18 protein-coding genes are annotated in these 16197 nt (G+C 70.6%); 11 read left to right on the top strand and 7 right to left on the bottom strand.

Annotated elements, in window-relative coordinates:
- Nucleotides 1-72 precede the first annotated feature (72 nt).
- Genes INQ48_22805 through INQ48_22790 form a run of 4 tightly spaced genes read right to left on the bottom strand, consistent with a single transcriptional unit; the run spans nucleotide 73 to nucleotide 3420 of the window.
- On the bottom strand, nucleotides 73-1611 hold the full coding sequence (locus tag INQ48_22805) for a TolC family outer membrane protein (GenBank protein QRF56181.1): 1539 nt from the start codon (nucleotides 1609-1611) through the stop codon (nucleotides 73-75).
- 24 nt (nucleotides 1612-1635) lie between these two features.
- Nucleotides 1636-1974 carry a sulfurtransferase gene (locus INQ48_22800; protein ID QRF56180.1) on the bottom strand — a complete coding sequence of 113 codons (339 nt, stop codon included), beginning with the start codon at nucleotides 1972-1974 and terminating at the stop codon, nucleotides 1636-1638.
- 13 nt (nucleotides 1975-1987) lie between these two features.
- Entirely contained in the window at nucleotides 1988-2665 is a 678-nt protein-coding gene (locus INQ48_22795) for a protein-L-isoaspartate O-methyltransferase (GenBank protein QRF56179.1), read from the bottom strand.
- A gap of 41 nt (nucleotides 2666-2706) precedes the next feature.
- Entirely contained in the window at nucleotides 2707-3420 is a 714-nt protein-coding gene (locus INQ48_22790) for a TetR/AcrR family transcriptional regulator (protein ID QRF56178.1), read from the bottom strand.
- A 100-nt stretch (nucleotides 3421-3520) separates the two neighbouring features.
- On the opposite strand from INQ48_22790, the gene msrA reads away from it, so the two are divergent.
- From msrA to INQ48_22760, 6 genes are all read left to right on the top strand, one after another.
- Entirely contained in the window at nucleotides 3521-4072 is a 552-nt protein-coding gene (gene msrA, locus INQ48_22785; protein QRF56177.1) for a peptide-methionine (S)-S-oxide reductase MsrA, read from the top strand.
- 103 nt (nucleotides 4073-4175) lie between these two features.
- Nucleotides 4176-4517, top strand: coding sequence for a hypothetical protein (locus tag INQ48_22780; GenBank protein QRF56176.1), 342 nt, complete (start codon nucleotides 4176-4178; stop codon nucleotides 4515-4517).
- Nucleotides 4518-4596: 79 nt separating this feature from the next.
- Complete coding sequence (locus INQ48_22775; GenBank protein ID QRF56175.1) at nucleotides 4597-6699, top strand: TonB-dependent receptor; 2103 nt, start codon at nucleotides 4597-4599, stop codon at nucleotides 6697-6699.
- A 67-nt stretch (nucleotides 6700-6766) separates the two neighbouring features.
- Nucleotides 6767-7717, top strand: a complete 951-nt coding sequence (locus tag INQ48_22770) for an AEC family transporter (GenBank protein ID QRF56174.1) — start codon at nucleotides 6767-6769, stop codon at nucleotides 7715-7717.
- Nucleotides 7718-7868: 151 nt separating this feature from the next.
- Nucleotides 7869-8255 (top strand): hypothetical protein, encoded by a 387-nt coding sequence (locus INQ48_22765; GenBank protein QRF56173.1) that lies wholly within the window; start codon nucleotides 7869-7871, stop codon nucleotides 8253-8255.
- Complete coding sequence (locus tag INQ48_22760; GenBank protein ID QRF56172.1) at nucleotides 8255-9463, top strand: OmpA family protein; 1209 nt, start codon at nucleotides 8255-8257, stop codon at nucleotides 9461-9463. Before INQ48_22765 ends, INQ48_22760 begins: the two co-directional genes overlap by 1 nt.
- Before the next feature lie 4 nt (nucleotides 9464-9467).
- Here the strand turns inward: INQ48_22760 and pdxH are convergent, their stop codons facing one another.
- Nucleotides 9468-10121, bottom strand: coding sequence for a pyridoxamine 5'-phosphate oxidase (pdxH, locus tag INQ48_22755; GenBank protein ID QRF56171.1), 654 nt, complete (start codon nucleotides 10119-10121; stop codon nucleotides 9468-9470).
- Nucleotides 10122-10153: 32 nt separating this feature from the next.
- On the opposite strand from pdxH, the gene INQ48_22750 reads away from it, so the two are divergent.
- Complete coding sequence (locus INQ48_22750; GenBank protein QRF56170.1) at nucleotides 10154-10738, top strand: NTP transferase domain-containing protein; 585 nt, start codon at nucleotides 10154-10156, stop codon at nucleotides 10736-10738.
- A 9-nt stretch (nucleotides 10739-10747) separates the two neighbouring features.
- Here the strand turns inward: INQ48_22750 and INQ48_22745 are convergent, their stop codons facing one another.
- Together INQ48_22745 and INQ48_22740 are read right to left on the bottom strand one after the other, a co-directional pair.
- The gene (locus INQ48_22745) at nucleotides 10748-11290 is read right to left on the bottom strand and encodes a superoxide dismutase family protein (GenBank protein ID QRF56169.1); all 543 of its coding nucleotides are present in this window, start codon (nucleotides 11288-11290) and stop codon (nucleotides 10748-10750) included.
- Entirely contained in the window at nucleotides 11287-12009 is a 723-nt protein-coding gene (locus INQ48_22740) for a gamma-glutamylcyclotransferase (GenBank protein ID QRF56168.1), read from the bottom strand. Before INQ48_22740 ends, INQ48_22745 begins: the two co-directional genes overlap by 4 nt.
- Nucleotides 12010-12114: 105 nt before the next feature.
- On the opposite strand from INQ48_22740, the gene INQ48_22735 reads away from it, so the two are divergent.
- The 4 genes from INQ48_22735 to INQ48_22720 all read left to right on the top strand — a co-directional run bounded on the left by INQ48_22735 (nucleotide 12115) and on the right by INQ48_22720 (nucleotide 16155).
- Nucleotides 12115-12720, top strand: a complete 606-nt coding sequence (locus INQ48_22735) for an OmpA family protein (protein QRF56167.1) — start codon at nucleotides 12115-12117, stop codon at nucleotides 12718-12720.
- A 219-nt stretch (nucleotides 12721-12939) separates the two neighbouring features.
- Nucleotides 12940-14778 carry a phosphogluconate dehydratase gene (locus INQ48_22730; GenBank protein QRF56166.1) on the top strand — a complete coding sequence of 613 codons (1839 nt, stop codon included), beginning with the start codon at nucleotides 12940-12942 and terminating at the stop codon, nucleotides 14776-14778.
- Nucleotides 14769-15416, top strand: a complete 648-nt coding sequence (gene eda, locus INQ48_22725; protein ID QRF56165.1) for a bifunctional 4-hydroxy-2-oxoglutarate aldolase/2-dehydro-3-deoxy-phosphogluconate aldolase — start codon at nucleotides 14769-14771, stop codon at nucleotides 15414-15416. Before INQ48_22730 ends, eda begins: the two co-directional genes overlap by 10 nt.
- A gap of 7 nt (nucleotides 15417-15423) precedes the next feature.
- Nucleotides 15424-16155: a haloacid dehalogenase type II gene (locus INQ48_22720; GenBank protein QRF56164.1), complete on the top strand. Its 732-nt coding sequence runs from the start codon at nucleotides 15424-15426 to the stop codon at nucleotides 16153-16155.
- Nucleotides 16156-16197 lie beyond the last annotated feature (42 nt).

Raw genomic sequence — 16197 nt, 5'->3', positions numbered from 1 at the left:
CGCCGGTCCAGGCCGCGCAGCCGGCGGCGGAAGGTCCGCGCGAGCGCGCGGAGCCCACGCTCGACTAGGGTTTCAGCGCCCCGGGTTCAGCACCGGCGGCGGCGGCGGTGCGACGGGGATCGCGGGCGGCGGCGGATTGAACGGCGCCACCGGCACCGGCGGCACCACCGGCACGCTGGGCCGCGCGGGCGGCACGGCCACGGCGTTCGGATCGGCCGGCGTGGTCGATGGGGCCGGCACCGCGGGCACGCTGCCGTTCTTCGCCAGCGTCGCGTTGATGGCGTCCATGTCGGCCACCGTCAGCGTGCCGTTGGCCTGGCGCAGCTTCAGGTTGCCCAGCAGCACGTTGTAGCGCGCCTGCGCGAGGTCGCGCTTGGTCTGGTAGAGCTGGCTCTGCGAATTGAGCACGTCGATGTTGATGCGCACGCCCACCTGGTAGCCCAGCCGGTTGGCGTCGAGCGCGCTCTGGCTCGAGGCCTCGGCCGCCTCGAGCGCCTTGACCTGGCCCGCGCCCGACACCAGCCCGAGGTAGGCCGCGCGCGTGGCCTGCGCCACGTTGCGGCGCGTGCCGTCGAGCACGCTGCGCGACTGGTCCTCGAGGGCCAGCGTTTCCTTGATGCGGTTCTCGGTCGCGAAGCCCGCGAACAGCGGCATGTTGAAGGTCACGCCCACGGTGGCGGCGTTGATGCGCGTGCCCACGGTGCTGGTGCTGGTGCCGTTCGGGTTGCGCGTGACGTTGTAGCCGAGGTTGGCGTCCAGCGTGGGCTTGTGGCCGGCGCGCGCCTTCTCGATCTCGAGGCCCGCCACGTCGACGCCGAGCTGCGCCTGGCGGATCGCCGGGTGCCCGGCATCGGCCTGCGAGACCCAGGCCTCGATGTCGGCCGGCTGCGCGGTCGGCAGCACCACGGGCACCGCCAGCGGCACCGGCACGCTGCCGGGGCGACCCACCAGCTGGTCGAGCACGATCTTCTTCACGCGCAGGTCGTTCTCGGCCGCGATCTCCTGCGCCACCACGAGGTCGTAGCGGGCCTGGGCCTCGCGCGAGTCGGTGATGGTGGAGGTGCCGACCTCGAAGTTGCGCTTGGCCGAGGCGAGCTGCTCGGACACGGCCGCCTTCTGCGCGCGCACCAGCGACAGGCTGTCCTGGCTCGCGAGCACGTCGAAATAGGCCTGGCTCACGCGCACGATCAGGTCCTGCTCGGCGATGGTGAACACCGACTGCGCGATCTCGGCCTGGCGCTTGCCCTGCTCCCAGGTGGCCCAGTTGGCGGGTCGGTACAGCGGCTGGATGGCGTTGATGCCGACGTTCTGCTGCGTGAAGTCGCGCGAGGAACTGCCCTGCTGGTTGCCCGTGATGACGTCGATGTCGAGGTTGTTGCGGTTCACGCCCGCGCTGAGCCCGACGGCCGGCAGGATGCCGGCCTTGGCCTGCGCGGCGCGCGCCACGCTGGCGTCGTACTGGGCGCGCGCGCCCTGGTAGGTGGCATCGAAGCCACGCGCCGATTCGTAGAGTTCGTTCAGTGTCTGGCCCTGGGCCGGCGATGCGAGCAGCGTGGCAAGAAGGCTTGCGATGGCTGCGGAAAGAGGCAGGAGCCGGGGCCTGGGAGGCATTGAAAGTCCTTGGGAGCGGAAGAATCAGTAGCGCGGCACGGCAGGGTCGTGCTGCGCGGACCAGGCGTCGATGCCGCCGGCCACGTTGGCCAGTTGCGCAAAGCCGTTCTGGTGCAGGAAGGCGGCCACGCGCTGGCTGCGGGCGCCGTGGTGGCACAGGCAGGCGATGCGCTGGTTCTCGTCGAGCTCGGACAGGCGCGCGGGGATCTCGTTCATCGGGATCGCCAGCAGCGTGAAGCCCGCCGGGGCGACGCTCGCGGTCTGCAGCTCCCAGGGCTCGCGGACGTCGAGCAGCACGGCGGGTGCGTCGGCGTCCTGTGCAAACCAGGCGGCGAGGTCGGCGGGGCGGACTTGATCGATCATGCGGCCGGCCCGATCAGAACGCGAAGCGCGACGGCTCGGGGAAGTTCAAAAGGCGCGGCGCCACCGTGTCCCAGGGCTGGATCGTGTCCCACTTGCTCTCGCTGGTGCGGTTCACGAAGTGGGCGCGCATCATGGGTTCGTCGCCGACGATCGCCGCCAGGCGGCCGCCGACCTTGAGCGAGCCGAGCAGGTTCTGCGGAATGCGCGCGACCGAGCCGCTGAGCACGATCACGTCGAAGCTCGGGCCGCTGGGCAGCGGCACGGCGCCGTCGGCATGGCGCACCTCGACGTTGGTCACGCCGTTCTGGCGCAGGGTCTCGGCGGCGCGGGCGGCCAGCGCGGGATTGATCTCGAGCGACAGCACCTTGGCGGCGCGGGCGCCGAGCAGGGCGGCCATGAAGCCGGAGCCGGTGCCGATCTCGAGCACCGATTCGTGCTTCTGCACGTGCAGGTCCTGCAGCGTGCGCGCCTCGACCTTGGGCGACAGCATGAATTCGCCGGGCACCGAGCCGTCGAGCAGCGGCAGTTCCATGTCGAAGAAGGACAGCGCGCGGTGCGCCTCGGGCACGTAGTCCTCGCGGCGGATGACCGCCAGCAGGTCGAGGATTTCCAGGTCCAGCACATCCCAGGGGCGGATCTGCTGTTCGATCATGTTGAAGCGCAAGCGCTCGAGGGTGGGGGCGGTGCTCATGGGTTTTCCTTCTGGGGGCGGGTCAGGACAAACCTTCAATTTTAGGCGGCACCCGACGGGCCAGCGGCTTCGTCGGGTTCCGCCTCGGCCCGCGGCCGGGTGCTCAGGCCGTAGAGCACCGCGTCGGCCTGCATCTCGATGTACTTGAGCGGGTCGAAGTTGTCGCCCTCGTCGACGCACAGGTTGGCCGAGTGCTTCCAGAGCATCAGGAAGATCATCGGCGCCACCACCGAGTAGATGGTGTGGTCGACGTCGACCGGCCGGAACTCGCCGCGGTCGATGCCGCGCTGGATGATGCGCCGAAGCAACGCATGGCCCGGCCGCACCACCTCCTGGCGGTAGAAGTCGGCCAGCTCGGGGAAGTTGGCGCCTTCGCTCATCATCAGCTTGGTGAGGCCCGAGGCCTGGGTCAGGCCCACGCGCTCCCACCACACGCGCATGCAGTAGCGCAGCATCTGGGCCGTGGTGCCCTCGAAGGTCTCGAATTCCTGGTTCCACTCGGTGAAGCGGCCGCCGAGGTTCTCGACCACCACGGCCTTGAACAGCTCTTCCTTGCTCGGGAAATAGAGGAACAGCGTGCCCTTGGAGACGCCGGCACGCACCGCCACTTCTTCCGAGCGGGTGGCGGCATAGCCCTTCTCGACGAACAGATCGAGTGCCGCCGCCAGCAGTTCGCCGGGGCGCGCCTCCTTGCGCCGCTCGCGCTTGGCGCGGACCGGGCAGAGCTTGTCGGCAAGGAATCGGGGAGTGGGCATTGTTTAATGACTCGCGGGTTAGTAATGTAGTGAGCCGCATCGAATGCGTCAAGCCGCGACAATATCGGGTTCCCTTGTCAGTCCGTTCCTGGAGTCCCCCATGACCTCTTCGCCTTCCTCCACCGAAACCATCGTGCTCGGCGGCGGCTGCTTCTGGTGCACCGAGGCGGTGTTCGACCGCGTGCAGGGGGTGGTCGACGTGGAATCGGGCTATTCGAACGGCCAGACGGTCAACCCCAGCTACGAGCAGGTCTGCACCGGCCGCACCGGCCACAACGAGGTGGTCAAGCTGACTTTCGACCCGGCGCAGATCGCCCTGCGCGAGATCCTCGAGATCTTCTTCGTGGTGCACGACCCCACGACGCTCAACCGCCAGGGCAACGACGTCGGCACCCAATACCGCAGCGGCATCTACTACACGACCGAGGCGCAGAAGCAGGTGGCCGACGAGGTCATCCGCGAGATCGAGGCCGGCAAGACCTACGCCTCGCCGGTGGTGACCGAGGTCAAGCCGCTCGACAACTACTCGACCGCCGAGGCCTACCACCAGGACTATTTCCTGAACCACCCGAACCAGGGCTACTGCGCCTTCGTCGTGGGACCGAAGGTCGAGAAGTTCCAGAAGACCTTCGCCGCGCGCGTGAAGAAGTGAAGAAGGCCTGACCGCTTCGCTCCCGGGCCGTCCTGGCCCGATTCCTGCCAGCTTTTCCCTCGTGCACCCGCTCCGCCGTCCCGTCCCCGTCTCCGCCCGCGCGATGCTCGTCGTGCTGGCGGTGGCCCTGTGGCTGTCCGGCACGCTCGGGCTGATGCACCGCACGCTGCACGTGCCCGGGCTGGCGACGGCCACGGCCGCCGAGGCCACGGCGTCCCGGGCCGAGCATGTGCATCCGCATGGCATCGCCAGCCTGTTCGGGCTGCACACCGATGCCGAGTGCCGGCTCTACGACCAGCTCTCGCACGGCGCCAGCGCGCTCGGCGTGCCGCTGGTGGTGCTGCCGGTGCTGCTGCCTTTCGCCACCTTCGCCTGGCTGCAGGGCGAGGCGCTGGCGCGCTGGGTCGCGCTGTTCGACGCACGCGGCCCGCCTGTCGCTCGCTGAATCCCCCGTTTCCGATTCGCCGCCACCCGTCGCGCACGGGTGGCCGGCGGTCGCTCATCGATTCAACGAGTTTTCATTCATGACCCCCCAATTCCGTCGCAACGCCATCGGCGCTGCCGTCCTCTCGCTCGCCTCCGTCGCCACCCTGGCCCAGACCGCACCCACCGATCCCTCGCCGAACCCGCAGCAACCCACCACCAGCCTGCGCGAGATCACCGTCACCGGCAACCCGCTCGGTGCCAGCGACCTGATCGCGCCCACCACCACGCTCTCGGGCGACGAACTGCTGCTGCGCTCGCAGTCCACCCTGGGCCAGACGCTCGACAACATCCCCGGCGTCAGCAGCACCTACTTCGGCCCCAATGCCAGCCGGCCGATCATCCGCGGCCAGGACGGCGACCGCATCCGCATCCTGCAGAACGGCGGTGGCGCGCCCGACGCCTCGGCGCTGAGCTACGACCACGCGGTGCCGGTCGACGCGCTGGTCACCGAGCGCGTCGAGGTGCTGCGCGGCCCGTCGGCACTGCAGTACGGCGGCAGCGCGGTCGGCGGCGTGGTCAACCTGATCGACAACCGCATCCCGAGCGAGCCGATCGAGGGCTTCGGCGGCCGCGCCGACCTCGGCTATGCCACCGGCAACCGCGAGAAGAACGGCGCCGTGATGCTCGAGGGCGGCAACGGCCGCTTCGCGCTGCATGCCGATGCCTTCAAGCGCGATTCGAGCGACGTCTCGGCGCCGATCGACCTCAACTGCGAGAAGCCCGGTTCGCCCTGGCGCGCGCGCAAGATCTGCAATTCGGCCAACGAGGCGCATGGCGGCGCGATCGGCGGCACGCTGTTCTTCGACCGGGGCTGGATCGGCGCCTCGGCCAGCACCTACCGCAGCAACTACGGCACCGTGGCCGAGGACGACGTGACCATCGCGATGAAGTCCGACCGCTACGCGATCGAGGGCGAATGGCGCCCGGGCGGCATCATCCGCAGCGTCCACGCCAAGCTCAGCCACACCAACTACCGCCACACCGAGTTCGAGGGCGCCGAGGCCGGCACCACCTTCTCGAACATGAGCAACGACCTGCGCGTCGAGGTGCGGCACGAGAAGATCGGGCCGCTGGAAGGCCTGATGGGCTTCAGCGCCGAGACCAACCGCTTCGCTGCCGACGGCGAGGAAGCCTTCGCGCCGCACAGCCGCACGCGCTCGCGCGCGCTGTTCCTCTACGAGGAGATGGGCACCTCGTGGGGCAAGCTGAGCTTCGGCGCGCGCACCGAGCGCGTCACGGTGCGCTCGCTCGGCTATCCCGACGATCCCAGCATCAACCGCTTCGCGATCGGCGAGCGCACCTTCAACCCGAACAGCGCCGCCTTCGGCGCCCTGGTCAACCTCGCGCCGCAGTGGCAGCTGACCTCGAACATCGCCTACACCGAGCGCGCGCCCAAGGACTACGAGCTGCTGGCCAACGGCCCGCACGTGGCCACGGCCGCGTGGGAGGTCGGCAACCCGAACCTGAGCAAGGAGCAGTCGACCGGCTTCGACCTCGGCGCGCAATGGAAGTCGGGGCCGAACACGGCGCGCGTCAACGCCTACGTCACGCGCTTTCGCAACTACATCGGCCTGACCGCCTCGGGCCGCACGCTCGACGAAGAGGGCCAGGTCGTGACCGATCCCGAGGTCACCGACACGCTGGCCGAGTACCTCTACAACGGCGTGCGCGCGCGCTTCACCGGCATCGAGGCCAGCGGCAACCTGCGCCTGCTGGGCAGCGACGGCTTCGCGCGCATGGCCGACGCCGGCACGCTCGACCTCGAATGGCGCGGCGACCTGGTGCGCGCGAAGAACACCGACACCGGCGAGCCGCTGCCGCGCATCGCGCCGGTGCGCGTGGGCGCCACGCTGGTCTACGGCAACGGCCCGTGGAGCGGCCGCGTCGGCTTCGACTACAACGCCGCGCAGCACCGCGTGCCGGGCGTCGGCGCGCGCGAGACCGATGCCTATACGCTGTGGAATGCCTCGATCGCCTACCGCATGAAGGTGCAGCGCGCCAACCTCACCTGGTATGCGCGCATCGACAACATCGGCAACAAGCTGGCGTACAGCGCGACCTCGATCCTGACGACGACGGTGTATCCGGCCGCGCCGCTGCCGGGGCGGTCGCTGAAGGTGGGCGTGCGCGTGACCTTCTGACCGGAGGGTGCCTCCTTCCCCTGGCGGGGGAGGGAGGCCGGCGCGAACGCTCGGCTATCCTCGACCGGTGAATTCGTTCGTCATCTCCTCCCTCCTGCCCGTCGTGCTGCTGATCGCGGCGGGCTACCTGGCCGGGAGGCGCCGCTGGATCGGCGGCCCCGCGGTCAAGGACCTCTCCAACCTGATCTTCCTGCTGCTCGCGCCGGCGCTGCTGTTCCGCGCGATGAGCGGCGTGCACGTCGAGGAACTGCGCTTCAAGCCGGTGGCCGCCTACTTCATCGCCTCGGGGCTGCTGTTCGCGGCCACCTTGGCGCTGCGCGGCTTCAACCGCACGGGCGCGGTGCTCGCGCTCGCCAACACCTACAGCAACACCGTGATGATCGGCATCGTGCTGGTCGGCCTGGCCTATGGCGAGGCCGGCATGGTGGTGCTGCTGACCTTGATCTCGCTGCATTCGCTGGTGCTGATGACCAGCGCCACCGTGGTGCTCGAGCTCGCGGTGGCGCGCGAGCATGCGGTGGTCAGCGGCGCCGAGAAGCGCTCGATGCTGCGCACCGTGCTGCGCGCGCTGCGCAACGCCATCATCCATCCGGTGCCGCTGCCGATCATCGCGGGCCTGCTGTTCGCGCAGAGCGGCTGGGTCATGCCGCAGCCGGTCGACCGCACCATCGAGCTGCTGGGCCAGGCCTTCGGCCCGGTCGCGCTGGTGATGGTGGGCATCACGCTGGCGCTCACGCCGGTGGGGCGCCACTGGCGCGGCGCGCTGGTGCAGGCCAGCGTCAAGAACCTGCTGCATCCGCTGCTGGTGGCGATCATCGGCTGGGCGCTCGGCGTGCGCGGCCTTCCGCTCACGGTGATGGTGGTCGCGGCCGCGCTGCCGATCGGCGCCAACGTGTTCCTGTTCTCGCAGCGCTACCGCAGCGCCGAGGACCTGGTGACCGCCAGCGTCGCGGTCTCCACGCTGCTGGCGCTGGCCACGCTCACGCTGGTGATGCTCTGGGTGCAGTGGCTGCCCTGAGAGCGGCCGCGGGCCACGCGAAACCGTAGCCTTTCGATTTCCTGCCCGCCCCGCGCCCCCTATGCCGTTCGGCAGGGTGGCCGTTTGGCGAGATGTGGAGCGCCGCCGGCCGCTCTACATTTCCCCGCTGATGATTTGCCAGACGCGATCCATGCCCGTTGCTGCGATGGTGCTGATCGCGACGGCGATCGCGCCATGGCTGCTGCTGGGCGCCGCCACGCCCGCGGCGGCGCAGGCCAAGCCGTGCCGCACGCCCTGTCTGGCCGTGCCCAAGCCGGAGGAGAAACCGGCGCCCGAACCGGCGAAGCCGCCGGCCGCCGTCGACCGGCCGAGCGAGAAGGCGGCCACGCGGCCGCCGCCGAAGCCGCGCGCGCCGGCCGAGGCGCCGCCGGCCCGCGTGGCGGAACACGAGGCCGACCGGCCCGCGCCCGCGCGCCGGCCGGCGCCGACGAAGCGCTGCACCGAGATCAACATGCGCGCCGCCGTGGGCGAGCCGCTGTCGGACCAGGACATGACGTACTTGAGGAGCCAATGCTGATGATGAAGATCCCCTCCAGCCTGCGCGGCGCGCTGCGCGCGATGGCGCTCGGCGCCGCCGCCGTGCTGCTCGCGGCCTGCGCGGCGCAGCGCCCGCAGCCGGGCAATGCGATGCCCTTCGAACAGGCCGTCGACCAGGCGGTGGACGACCTGATGGTGCAGACCAAGAAGCTGCCGGGCTTCCTCGCCAAGGTCGAGTCGTCGATGAAGCAGAGCCGCATCGTCATCGACCCGCTGCTCGAGAGCGCCAGCGGCCAGCAGACCGAGGTCACGCGCGTGGCCGAGCAGCGCATCGTCCAGCGCATGCAGGCGCAGTTCAAGCAGTTCACCGTGACGCCGTTCAACAGCACCGAGATCGCCACCGCGCAGTACGTGCTCAACGGCACGCTGGTGCGCGACAAGGAGGCGGGCGGCTCGCCCTACCGGCTGAACCTGGCGCTGACCGAGATCAAGAGCGGCGTGGTGATCGCGCAGTCGGTGGCGCGCATCAGCGATGCCTCGCTCGACACCCGGCCCACGGCCTTCTTCCGCGACAGCCCGGTCAACGGCAAGGACCGCGGCGTCGAGGGCTACATCCGCACCGCCGAGACCCAGCCGGGCCAGGCCGCCGACGCGCTCTACCTCGAGCGCCTGCCGACCGCGACCGTGATGCAGGAAGCCACCGCCGCCTACGAGGCCGGCCGGCTGCAGGAGGCGCTGGCGCGCTACGACGCCGCCTCGCGTCGCCCCGACGGGCAGCAGCTGCGCGTCTACAGCGGCCTGTATCTCACGCAGTCGCAGCTCGGTCGCACCGCCGATGCCGAGAAGACCTTCGGCACGCTCGCGCGGCTGGGGCTCGAAACCAACAACCTCAGCGTGAAGTTCCTGTTCAAGCCGGGCTCGACCGACTTCCTGGCCGACCCGAAGATCAGCGCCGCCTACCCGATGTGGCTGCGCCAGATCGCGCGCCAGGCCGCGCAGATCGATTCCTGCGTGGTCGTGACCGGCCACACCAGCCGCACGGGCTCGGAGGCCGTCAACGAACGGCTGTCGCTGCAGCGCGCGGTGACCGTCAAGACCCGGCTGGTGGGCGAGGCCCCGCCGCTGGCGAAGAAGCTGCGCGAAGCCGGCGCCGGCTTCCGCGAGAACATCGTGGGCACGGGCGCCGACGATGCGAGCGATGCGCTCGATCGCCGCGTCGAATTCAAGGTGACGGCCTGCGAGGCCTGATTTGTCAGGGGGCTAGCCGCTCGCGTGTCCACTGGCCGGCCTCGAGCCGGTAGCGCAGCCGGTCGTGCAGCCGGCTCTTGCGGCCCTGCCAGAACTCCCAGCGGTCGGGCACCAGCCGGTAGCCGCCCCAGTGCGGCGGGCGCGGCGGCGAAAGCAGGTACTTCGCCGCGGCGACGGCCGCATTCTTCACCAGCACCTCGCGCCCGCCGATCACCTCGCTCTGCGGGCTGGCCCAGGCGCCCAGGCGCGAATCGAGCGGGCGGCTCGCGTAGTAGGCGTCGCTCTCGTCGGCGCCGGCCTTCTCGACCCGGCCCTCGATGCGCACCACGCGCTCGAGCTCGACCCAGTGGAACTGCAGCGAGGCATAGGGGTTGCCCGCGAGTTCGCGGCCCTTGCGGCTCTCGTAGTTGGTGTACCAGACCAGGCCGCGCGCGTCGTAGCCCTTGATCAGCACGATGCGGCTCGAGGGCCGCAGGTCGCTGCCGACGGTGCACAAGGTCATCGCGTTGGGCTCGGGCACCTGGGCGTCGATGGCCTCGTCGAGCCAGCGTTCGAACTGGCGCAGCGGATCGTCGGCGCTGTGCGCCTCGCCGAGCTCGGCGCGCTCGTAGCTCTTGCGCAGCGCGGCCAGCGATTCTTTGGAAGTCGGGGAAGTCATGACGGCATTGTTGCGCAAGCGATACTCGCGCCGTGACCTCCCTCGCGAATCCCCCGACCGTGATCGTGCTGGCCTCGGGCCGCGGCGAACGCTTCGTGGCCGCCGGCGGCAGCGGCTCCAAGCTGCGCGCGCCGCTGGCCGGAAAACCGGTGCTCGAGCGCACGCTCGACGCGGTGCGCTCGAGCGGCCTGCCCTGGCATGTGGAGGACGCGGGCCATCCGGGCATGGGCGATTCCATTGCCGCCGCGGTGCGCGCCACGGCGGCCGCGGCCGGCTGGCTGATCCTGCCGGGCGACCTGCCGCTCGTGCTGCCGCAAACGATGCGCGCGGTGGCCGCGGCGCTCGCGGGCGGCGTGCAGGCGGCGCAGCCGAGTTACCAGGGGGAGCGCGGGCATCCGGTGGGCTTTGCCGCCGGCTGCCATGCGGCGCTCGCCGCGCTCGAAGGCAACTTCGGCGCGGCGCCCGTGCTGCGGGCTTTGCGTGCTATGAATTCGGTAGCTGACCTGGCGCTCGACGATGCCGGCGTCGTGACCGACATCGACACTCCCGAGGCCCTGGCGCGCGCCGAGGCGCTGTGGCGCGCGCGCGAGGCAGCCGGCGCACAGCGCGCCGGCTGAACGAAGCCCTTACTTGCCGATCACCGCGCAGGCGATGCGCGGGCCCGAGTTGCCGGCCGGCTGGGTCGTGAAGTCGTCCTTGTCGCGGTGCACCACCAGCGCACGGCCGATCACGCTGTTGGCGGCGCCCGGCGTCAGCGAGATCGCATGGTTCTCGACGCTGAAGCGGGCCTCGCCGGCGCCGTTGGCCACCAGGCTCGGCAGTTCTCCCGCATGGCTGCCGGGCGCGGCGAACTTGCCGTGCGTGCCGCCGCTGGGGTTGAAGTGGCCGCCCGAGGCATTGCCGTTGTCGCCGCAGTCGCCCTTCTCGTGGATGTGGAAGCCGTGCTCGGTGTTCGGCGGCAGGCCGCGCACGATGCCGGCCACGCGCACGCCATGCTCGAGCGCGGTGAAGGTCACGGTGCCCGTGGTCGGGTTCGGCGTGATCGCGCCGGTGGGCACCAGGTCGACCGTGGTGGCGGGCTTGCCGCCCAGCGTGCCGCAGGCGGCCAGCAAGGTGGCCGCGAGCACGGCGGTGGCGGCGCCGGCGAGGCGGCGGGAGGAGTTCTTCATTGTTGGTCCTTGTCGGGAGATCCGGAGGGTCCGGAAGGTTGAGAGGATTTCTTGTCGGAAGACCCTGCGACGTATACCGGAGGCGGCACCACATCGCAATCGGCCGGGGCCGGCGATGCAGTGTGCCCGGCCGATGTGTCGGCGGGGACGGCCAGCGCGACGAGCCGCGCGAGCGCCACGTCGTGGATGGCATGGCGGCGCAGCTCCTCGAGCGTCTGCCGCGCATAGTCGAGCGAGCTGCCGTAGCGGCCCACGGCATTGGCGAAGATGTGGCGGTAGCGCTCGTCGCTGAGCTCGCCCGTGAAGTTGGGGCTGCGCCGCGACAGCGTGAAGGCCAGCGCGCTCACCGGCCCCGAGGCGGTGCTGCAGCGCAGCCACTTGGGGTCGTAGACGCCGGTGGGCATCTCGCGCAGCCAGAGCCGGCGCAGCGTGTCCAGGCCCTGCGCGGCCGGCACGCGGAACACCATGCCGCGCACGCTGCCGCCCGAGAGCAGGCCGAACACCAGGCCCGGCGTCTGCACGCTGCCGCGGTTGACGCGGCTCCACATCTTCAGCGCGCGATGCCAGCCGCGCACCCAGGCCGGGCGGCGCTCGATGAAATCGAACTCGGGCCGCCAGATCAGCGAGCCGTAGCCGAACAGCCAGAGGTCCTCGTGGCCGCCCCATTCGGCGATGGTGCGCTCGAGCATCGGCTGCGGGTCGCGCAGCGGCTTCGGCATCGGATCCAGACCCGGCGGCCCGGGATTGGGCGCCGGGTCCGAGCCCGAGGTGGGGCCAGCGCCTACAGTGTCGGGAGAAGGACCCATGCCTACAATTTCCTGATCATGGTTGACCACCCCATTATTTACCGGCCGCTTTCATCCTATGGAGCACGCGTGACGAACAACACCGACGACAGCCAGCAGAATTTCGCCCTCGGACTGATCGCGATCCTGCTGCTGCTGATCGTCGGTGGGGTGATCGGCTTCGCGGCGTGGCACAAGACGCCCGCGAAGGCTTCCGCGACGGCGCAGACCGCCATCACGGTGCCGGCCGCGGCCCCGGCCACCCAGGCCACGGTGGCCGAGGTCACCGAGACCGTCACCGTCACGATCCCCGACGGCGCCAGCATCCGCGTCGCCAACGGCGTGGTGAACTTCTACTTCGCGACCGGCAGCGCCGACCTCGCGCCCGGCGCCGCGGAAGCGCTGGCCGCGGTCATCAAGGGCGTCGAGGCCGGCCGCAAGGCCGTGGTCTCGGGCTTCCACGACACCACCGGCGATGCGGCGGTCAACGAACAGCTCGCGAAGAAGCGTGCCGAGACGGTGCGCGACGTGCTCGTCGGCCTCGGCGTGCCGGCCGACAAGATCGACCTGCTGCGCCCGCCCGTCACGGCCGGCAGCGGCAACGATGCGCAGGCGCGTCGGGTCGAGGTCAAGCTGCTCGATTGATTCGAGGCCGCCGCGGCGCGCGGAATGCGCCGCAACGCGGGCTCGCGCGGGCCCGCGTCCGGTGTTCTGCAAGCATCGGTATCCAGGCGTGGATTCGTATTGGCACGGTGCCCTATTTCCATCGGGCCCTGGCGTCGTCCTTGCTACGATGAATCCATCTCGAGGTCGCCCCACGCGACAGTGGCGATCGATCGGCAGAGCCACCGACACAACATCCCCATGAGCAGCACACACCCCATCGTCCTCGACGTCACCGATCGCATCCGCGATCGCAGCAAGGCGCAGCGCGGCGCCTACCTCGCGCGCCTGGCCGAACTGCGCCAGCGCGACCGCGGCTCCGACCGCATGGGCTGCGCCAACGTGGCGCATGCCGTGGCCGGCATCCCGGCCAACGACAAGTTCCGCGTGGTCGCCGAGCGCGCGCCCAACATCGGCATCGTCACCGCCTACAACGACATGCTCTCGGCCCATGCGCCGTACCAGGGCTACCCCGACATCATCAAGCACGAGGCGCGCCGCCTCGGCGCCACCGCGCAGGTGGCCGGCGGCGTGCCCGCCATGTGCGATGGCGTCACGCAGGGCACGCCCGGCATGGAGCTGAGCCTGTTCAGCCGCGACCTGATCGCGATGAGCACCGCGGTCGCGCTCACGCACGACATGTTCGATGCCGCGCTGATGCTCGGCGTGTGCGACAAGATCGTGCCGGGCCTCCTGATCGGCGCGCTGCACTTCGGCCACCTGCCCACCGTGTTCGTGCCCGCGGGCCCGATGCCCTCGGGCCTGTCGAACAACGCGAAATCGAAGGTGCGCGAGCAGGCCGCGCAGGGGCTCGTGGGTCGCCAGGGCCTGCTCGAGGCCGAGATGGCGGCCTATCACACGCTCGGCACCTGCACCTTCTACGGCACCGCCAACAGCAACCAGATGCTGCTCGAGGCCATGGGCCTGCACGTGCCCGGCACGGCCTTCGTGCAGCCCGGCGACGCGATGCGCGAGACGCTCACGCGCGAGGCCGTGCGCACGGTGCTGGGCAAGGCGGGCGAAGCCGCCTTCCAGTGCCCACCGATCGGCGAGATGGTCGACGAGCGCTGCATCGTCAACGCCATGGCCGCGCTGCTCGCCACCGGCGGTTCCACCAACCACCTGATCCACTGGGTGGCCGTGGCGCGCGCCGCGGGCATCGTGATCGACTGGGACGATTTCTCGAAGCTGTCGGACGTGGTGCCGCTGCTCACGCGCGTGTACCCCAACGGCAGCGCCGACGTGAACGAGTTCCAGGCCTCGGGCGGCCCCGGCTTCGTGATCGGCGAGCTGGTCGAGGCCGGACTGATGCATGCCGACGTGCTGACGGTGCGCTCGGGCGGCATCCGCGAATTCGCGGAGGTGCCGTCGCTCGATGGCGAGGCCGACGAGAAGCGTCTGCGCTGGACGCCGGCCGCCGCGCTGCAGAACGATGCCGTCACGCGGCCCGCCGCCGCGCCCTTCAGCGCCACCGGCGGCCTGAAGCTGCTCGGCGGCAACCTGGGTCGCAGCGTCATCAAGGTCTCGTCGGTGCCCGACGACCGCCATGTGGTCGAGGCGCCCGCGCGGGTGTTCGATTCGCAGGCCGCGCTGCAGAAGGCCTTCACGGCCGGCGAGCTCGAGCGCGACGTGGTCTGCGTGGTGCGCTGGCAGGGCCCGCAGGCCAACGGCATGCCCGAGCTGCACAAGCTCACGCCGCCGCTGTCGGTGCTGCAGGGCAAGGGATTCCGCGTGGCGCTGGTCACCGACGGCCGCATGAGCGGCGCCTCGGGCAAGATACCGGCCGCCATCCACGTGTCGCCCGAGGCGGCCGCGGGCGGACCGCTGGCCAAGGTGCGCGACGGCGACGTCATACGCCTGGACGCCGTCGCGGGTACGCTCGAGGTCCTGCTGCCCGCCGACGAGTGGGCCGGGCGCGAGGCCGCCACGCTGTCGGAGGCCCAGCGCTTCGCCGACGGCCACGGCCTGGGGCGCGAACTGTTCGCCGGCATGCGGCGCAATGCATTGACTGCTGAAGAAGGAGCCTGCTCATGGCTGTAAACGACAAGAACGCACTGACTTCCCTCGACGTGATGCGCGACGCGCCGGTGATCCCGGTGATCGTGCTCAACGACGTGAAGCACGCCGTGCCGCTCGCGCGCGCGCTGGTCGCCGGCGGCATCCGCATGCTCGAGGTGACGCTGCGCACGCCGCAGGCGCTCGAGTGCATCGAGATCATCGCCAAGGAAGTGCCCGAGGCCGTGGCCGGCGCGGGCACCATCCGCAGCGCGGCCGATGCCCAGGCCTCGGCGCTGGCCGGCGCGAAGTTCGGCGTGAGCCCGGGCTACACGCGTGCGGTCGGCAAGGCCTGCCACGACCTCGGCCTGCCGCTTCTGCCCGGCGTGGCCACCGGCAGCGAGATCATGTCGGCCCAGGAGGACGGCTACACCCAGCTCAAGTTCTTCCCCGCGCTGCAGGCCGGCGGCCTGCCGATGCTCAAGGCCTGGCAGGGGCCGTTCGGCGACGTCGTCTTCTGCCCCACGGGCGGCATCCATGCGGGCAACGCGGCCGAGTTCCTCGCGCTGTCGAACGTGGCCTGCGTGGGCGGCTCGTGGATCGTGCCGACCGACGCCATCCGCGACGGCGACTGGGCCCGCATCGAACAGCTCGCGCGCGCCGCGAGCCAGCTTTCGCGCTGAGGCCGCCATGGGCAACGCGGATTTCGACGCCAGCGACCTCAAGGTCGTGGCCTTCGACGTCTTCGGCACCGTGGTCGACTGGCACAGCGGCATCGCCGCCGAGGCCGAACAGGCCCTGCCGGGCGTCGACGGCGCGACCTTCGCGCTGGCCTGGCGCGCCGGCTACCAGCCCGCGATGAAGCAGGTGATGGAGCGCATCGCCGCGGGCGAGGGCGGCTTCACCCTGCTCGACGAGCTGCACCTGAGCATGCTCGAGCAGGTGCTGCGCGACTTCGGCCTCAGCGACCGGCTCGATGCCTCCGCGCGGCGCGAACTGAGCCGCGCCTGGCACCGGCTGCCGGCCTGGCCCGATGCGGTGGAAGGGCTCACGCGCCTGAAGCGCAAGTTCACCATCTGCTCGCTGTCGAACGGCAACATCGGCCTGTTGACCGAGATGGCCAAGCGCGCCGGACTGCCCTGGGACTGCGTCCTGTCGGCCGAGGTCTTCAAGGCCTACAAGCCCGACCCGCGCACCTACCTCGGCGTGGCCGGCGTGTTCGACGTCACGCCGGGCCAGGTGATGCTGGCGGCCGCGCACCACGACGACCTCGCGGCCGCGCGCGCCTGCGGCCTCAAGACCGGCTACATCGAGCGGCCCTTCGAGTTCGGCCGCGCGCAGCCCAAGGACGTGACGCCGGTGGTGGCCAACAACCTGCATGCGCGCGACATCCTGCAGCTGGCCGAATTGCTCGGCTGCTGATCCGCGCCCCATGAAAAAGCCTGGCACCGCCAGGCTTTTCTT

The organism is Variovorax paradoxus, assembly GCA_016806145.1.
Lineage (GTDB): Bacteria > Pseudomonadota > Gammaproteobacteria > Burkholderiales > Burkholderiaceae_C > Variovorax.
Note: the sequence above shows the minus strand (reverse complement) of the source record. Positions and strands in the feature narration are given on the sequence as shown.

Excerpts from the sequence above, each read along its gene's own strand:
- eda (QRF56165.1), top strand. The coding sequence starts at position 14,769 with ATGGCTGTAAACGACAAGAACGCACTGACTTCCCTCGACGTGATGCGC.
- pdxH (QRF56171.1), bottom strand. The coding sequence starts at position 10,121 with ATGACTTCCCCGACTTCCAAAGAATCGCTGGCCGCGCTGCGCAAGAGC.
- INQ48_22775 (QRF56175.1), top strand. The coding sequence starts at position 4,597 with ATGACCCCCCAATTCCGTCGCAACGCCATCGGCGCTGCCGTCCTCTCG.
- INQ48_22760 (QRF56172.1), top strand. The coding sequence starts at position 8,255 with ATGATGAAGATCCCCTCCAGCCTGCGCGGCGCGCTGCGCGCGATGGCG.
- INQ48_22735 (QRF56167.1), top strand. The coding sequence starts at position 12,115 with ATGGTTGACCACCCCATTATTTACCGGCCGCTTTCATCCTATGGAGCA.
- INQ48_22720 (QRF56164.1), top strand. The coding sequence starts at position 15,424 with ATGGGCAACGCGGATTTCGACGCCAGCGACCTCAAGGTCGTGGCCTTC.
- INQ48_22730 (QRF56166.1), top strand. The coding sequence starts at position 12,940 with ATGAGCAGCACACACCCCATCGTCCTCGACGTCACCGATCGCATCCGC.
- INQ48_22805 (QRF56181.1), bottom strand. The coding sequence starts at position 1,611 with ATGCCTCCCAGGCCCCGGCTCCTGCCTCTTTCCGCAGCCATCGCAAGC.
- INQ48_22800 (QRF56180.1), bottom strand. The coding sequence starts at position 1,974 with ATGATCGATCAAGTCCGCCCCGCCGACCTCGCCGCCTGGTTTGCACAG.
- INQ48_22740 (QRF56168.1), bottom strand. The coding sequence starts at position 12,009 with ATGCCGAAGCCGCTGCGCGACCCGCAGCCGATGCTCGAGCGCACCATC.
- INQ48_22790 (QRF56178.1), bottom strand. The coding sequence starts at position 3,420 with ATGCCCACTCCCCGATTCCTTGCCGACAAGCTCTGCCCGGTCCGCGCC.
- INQ48_22780 (QRF56176.1), top strand. The coding sequence starts at position 4,176 with ATGCTCGTCGTGCTGGCGGTGGCCCTGTGGCTGTCCGGCACGCTCGGG.
- INQ48_22765 (QRF56173.1), top strand. The coding sequence starts at position 7,869 with ATGCCCGTTGCTGCGATGGTGCTGATCGCGACGGCGATCGCGCCATGG.
- msrA (QRF56177.1), top strand. The coding sequence starts at position 3,521 with ATGACCTCTTCGCCTTCCTCCACCGAAACCATCGTGCTCGGCGGCGGC.
- INQ48_22795 (QRF56179.1), bottom strand. The coding sequence starts at position 2,665 with ATGAGCACCGCCCCCACCCTCGAGCGCTTGCGCTTCAACATGATCGAA.
- INQ48_22745 (QRF56169.1), bottom strand. The coding sequence starts at position 11,290 with ATGAAGAACTCCTCCCGCCGCCTCGCCGGCGCCGCCACCGCCGTGCTC.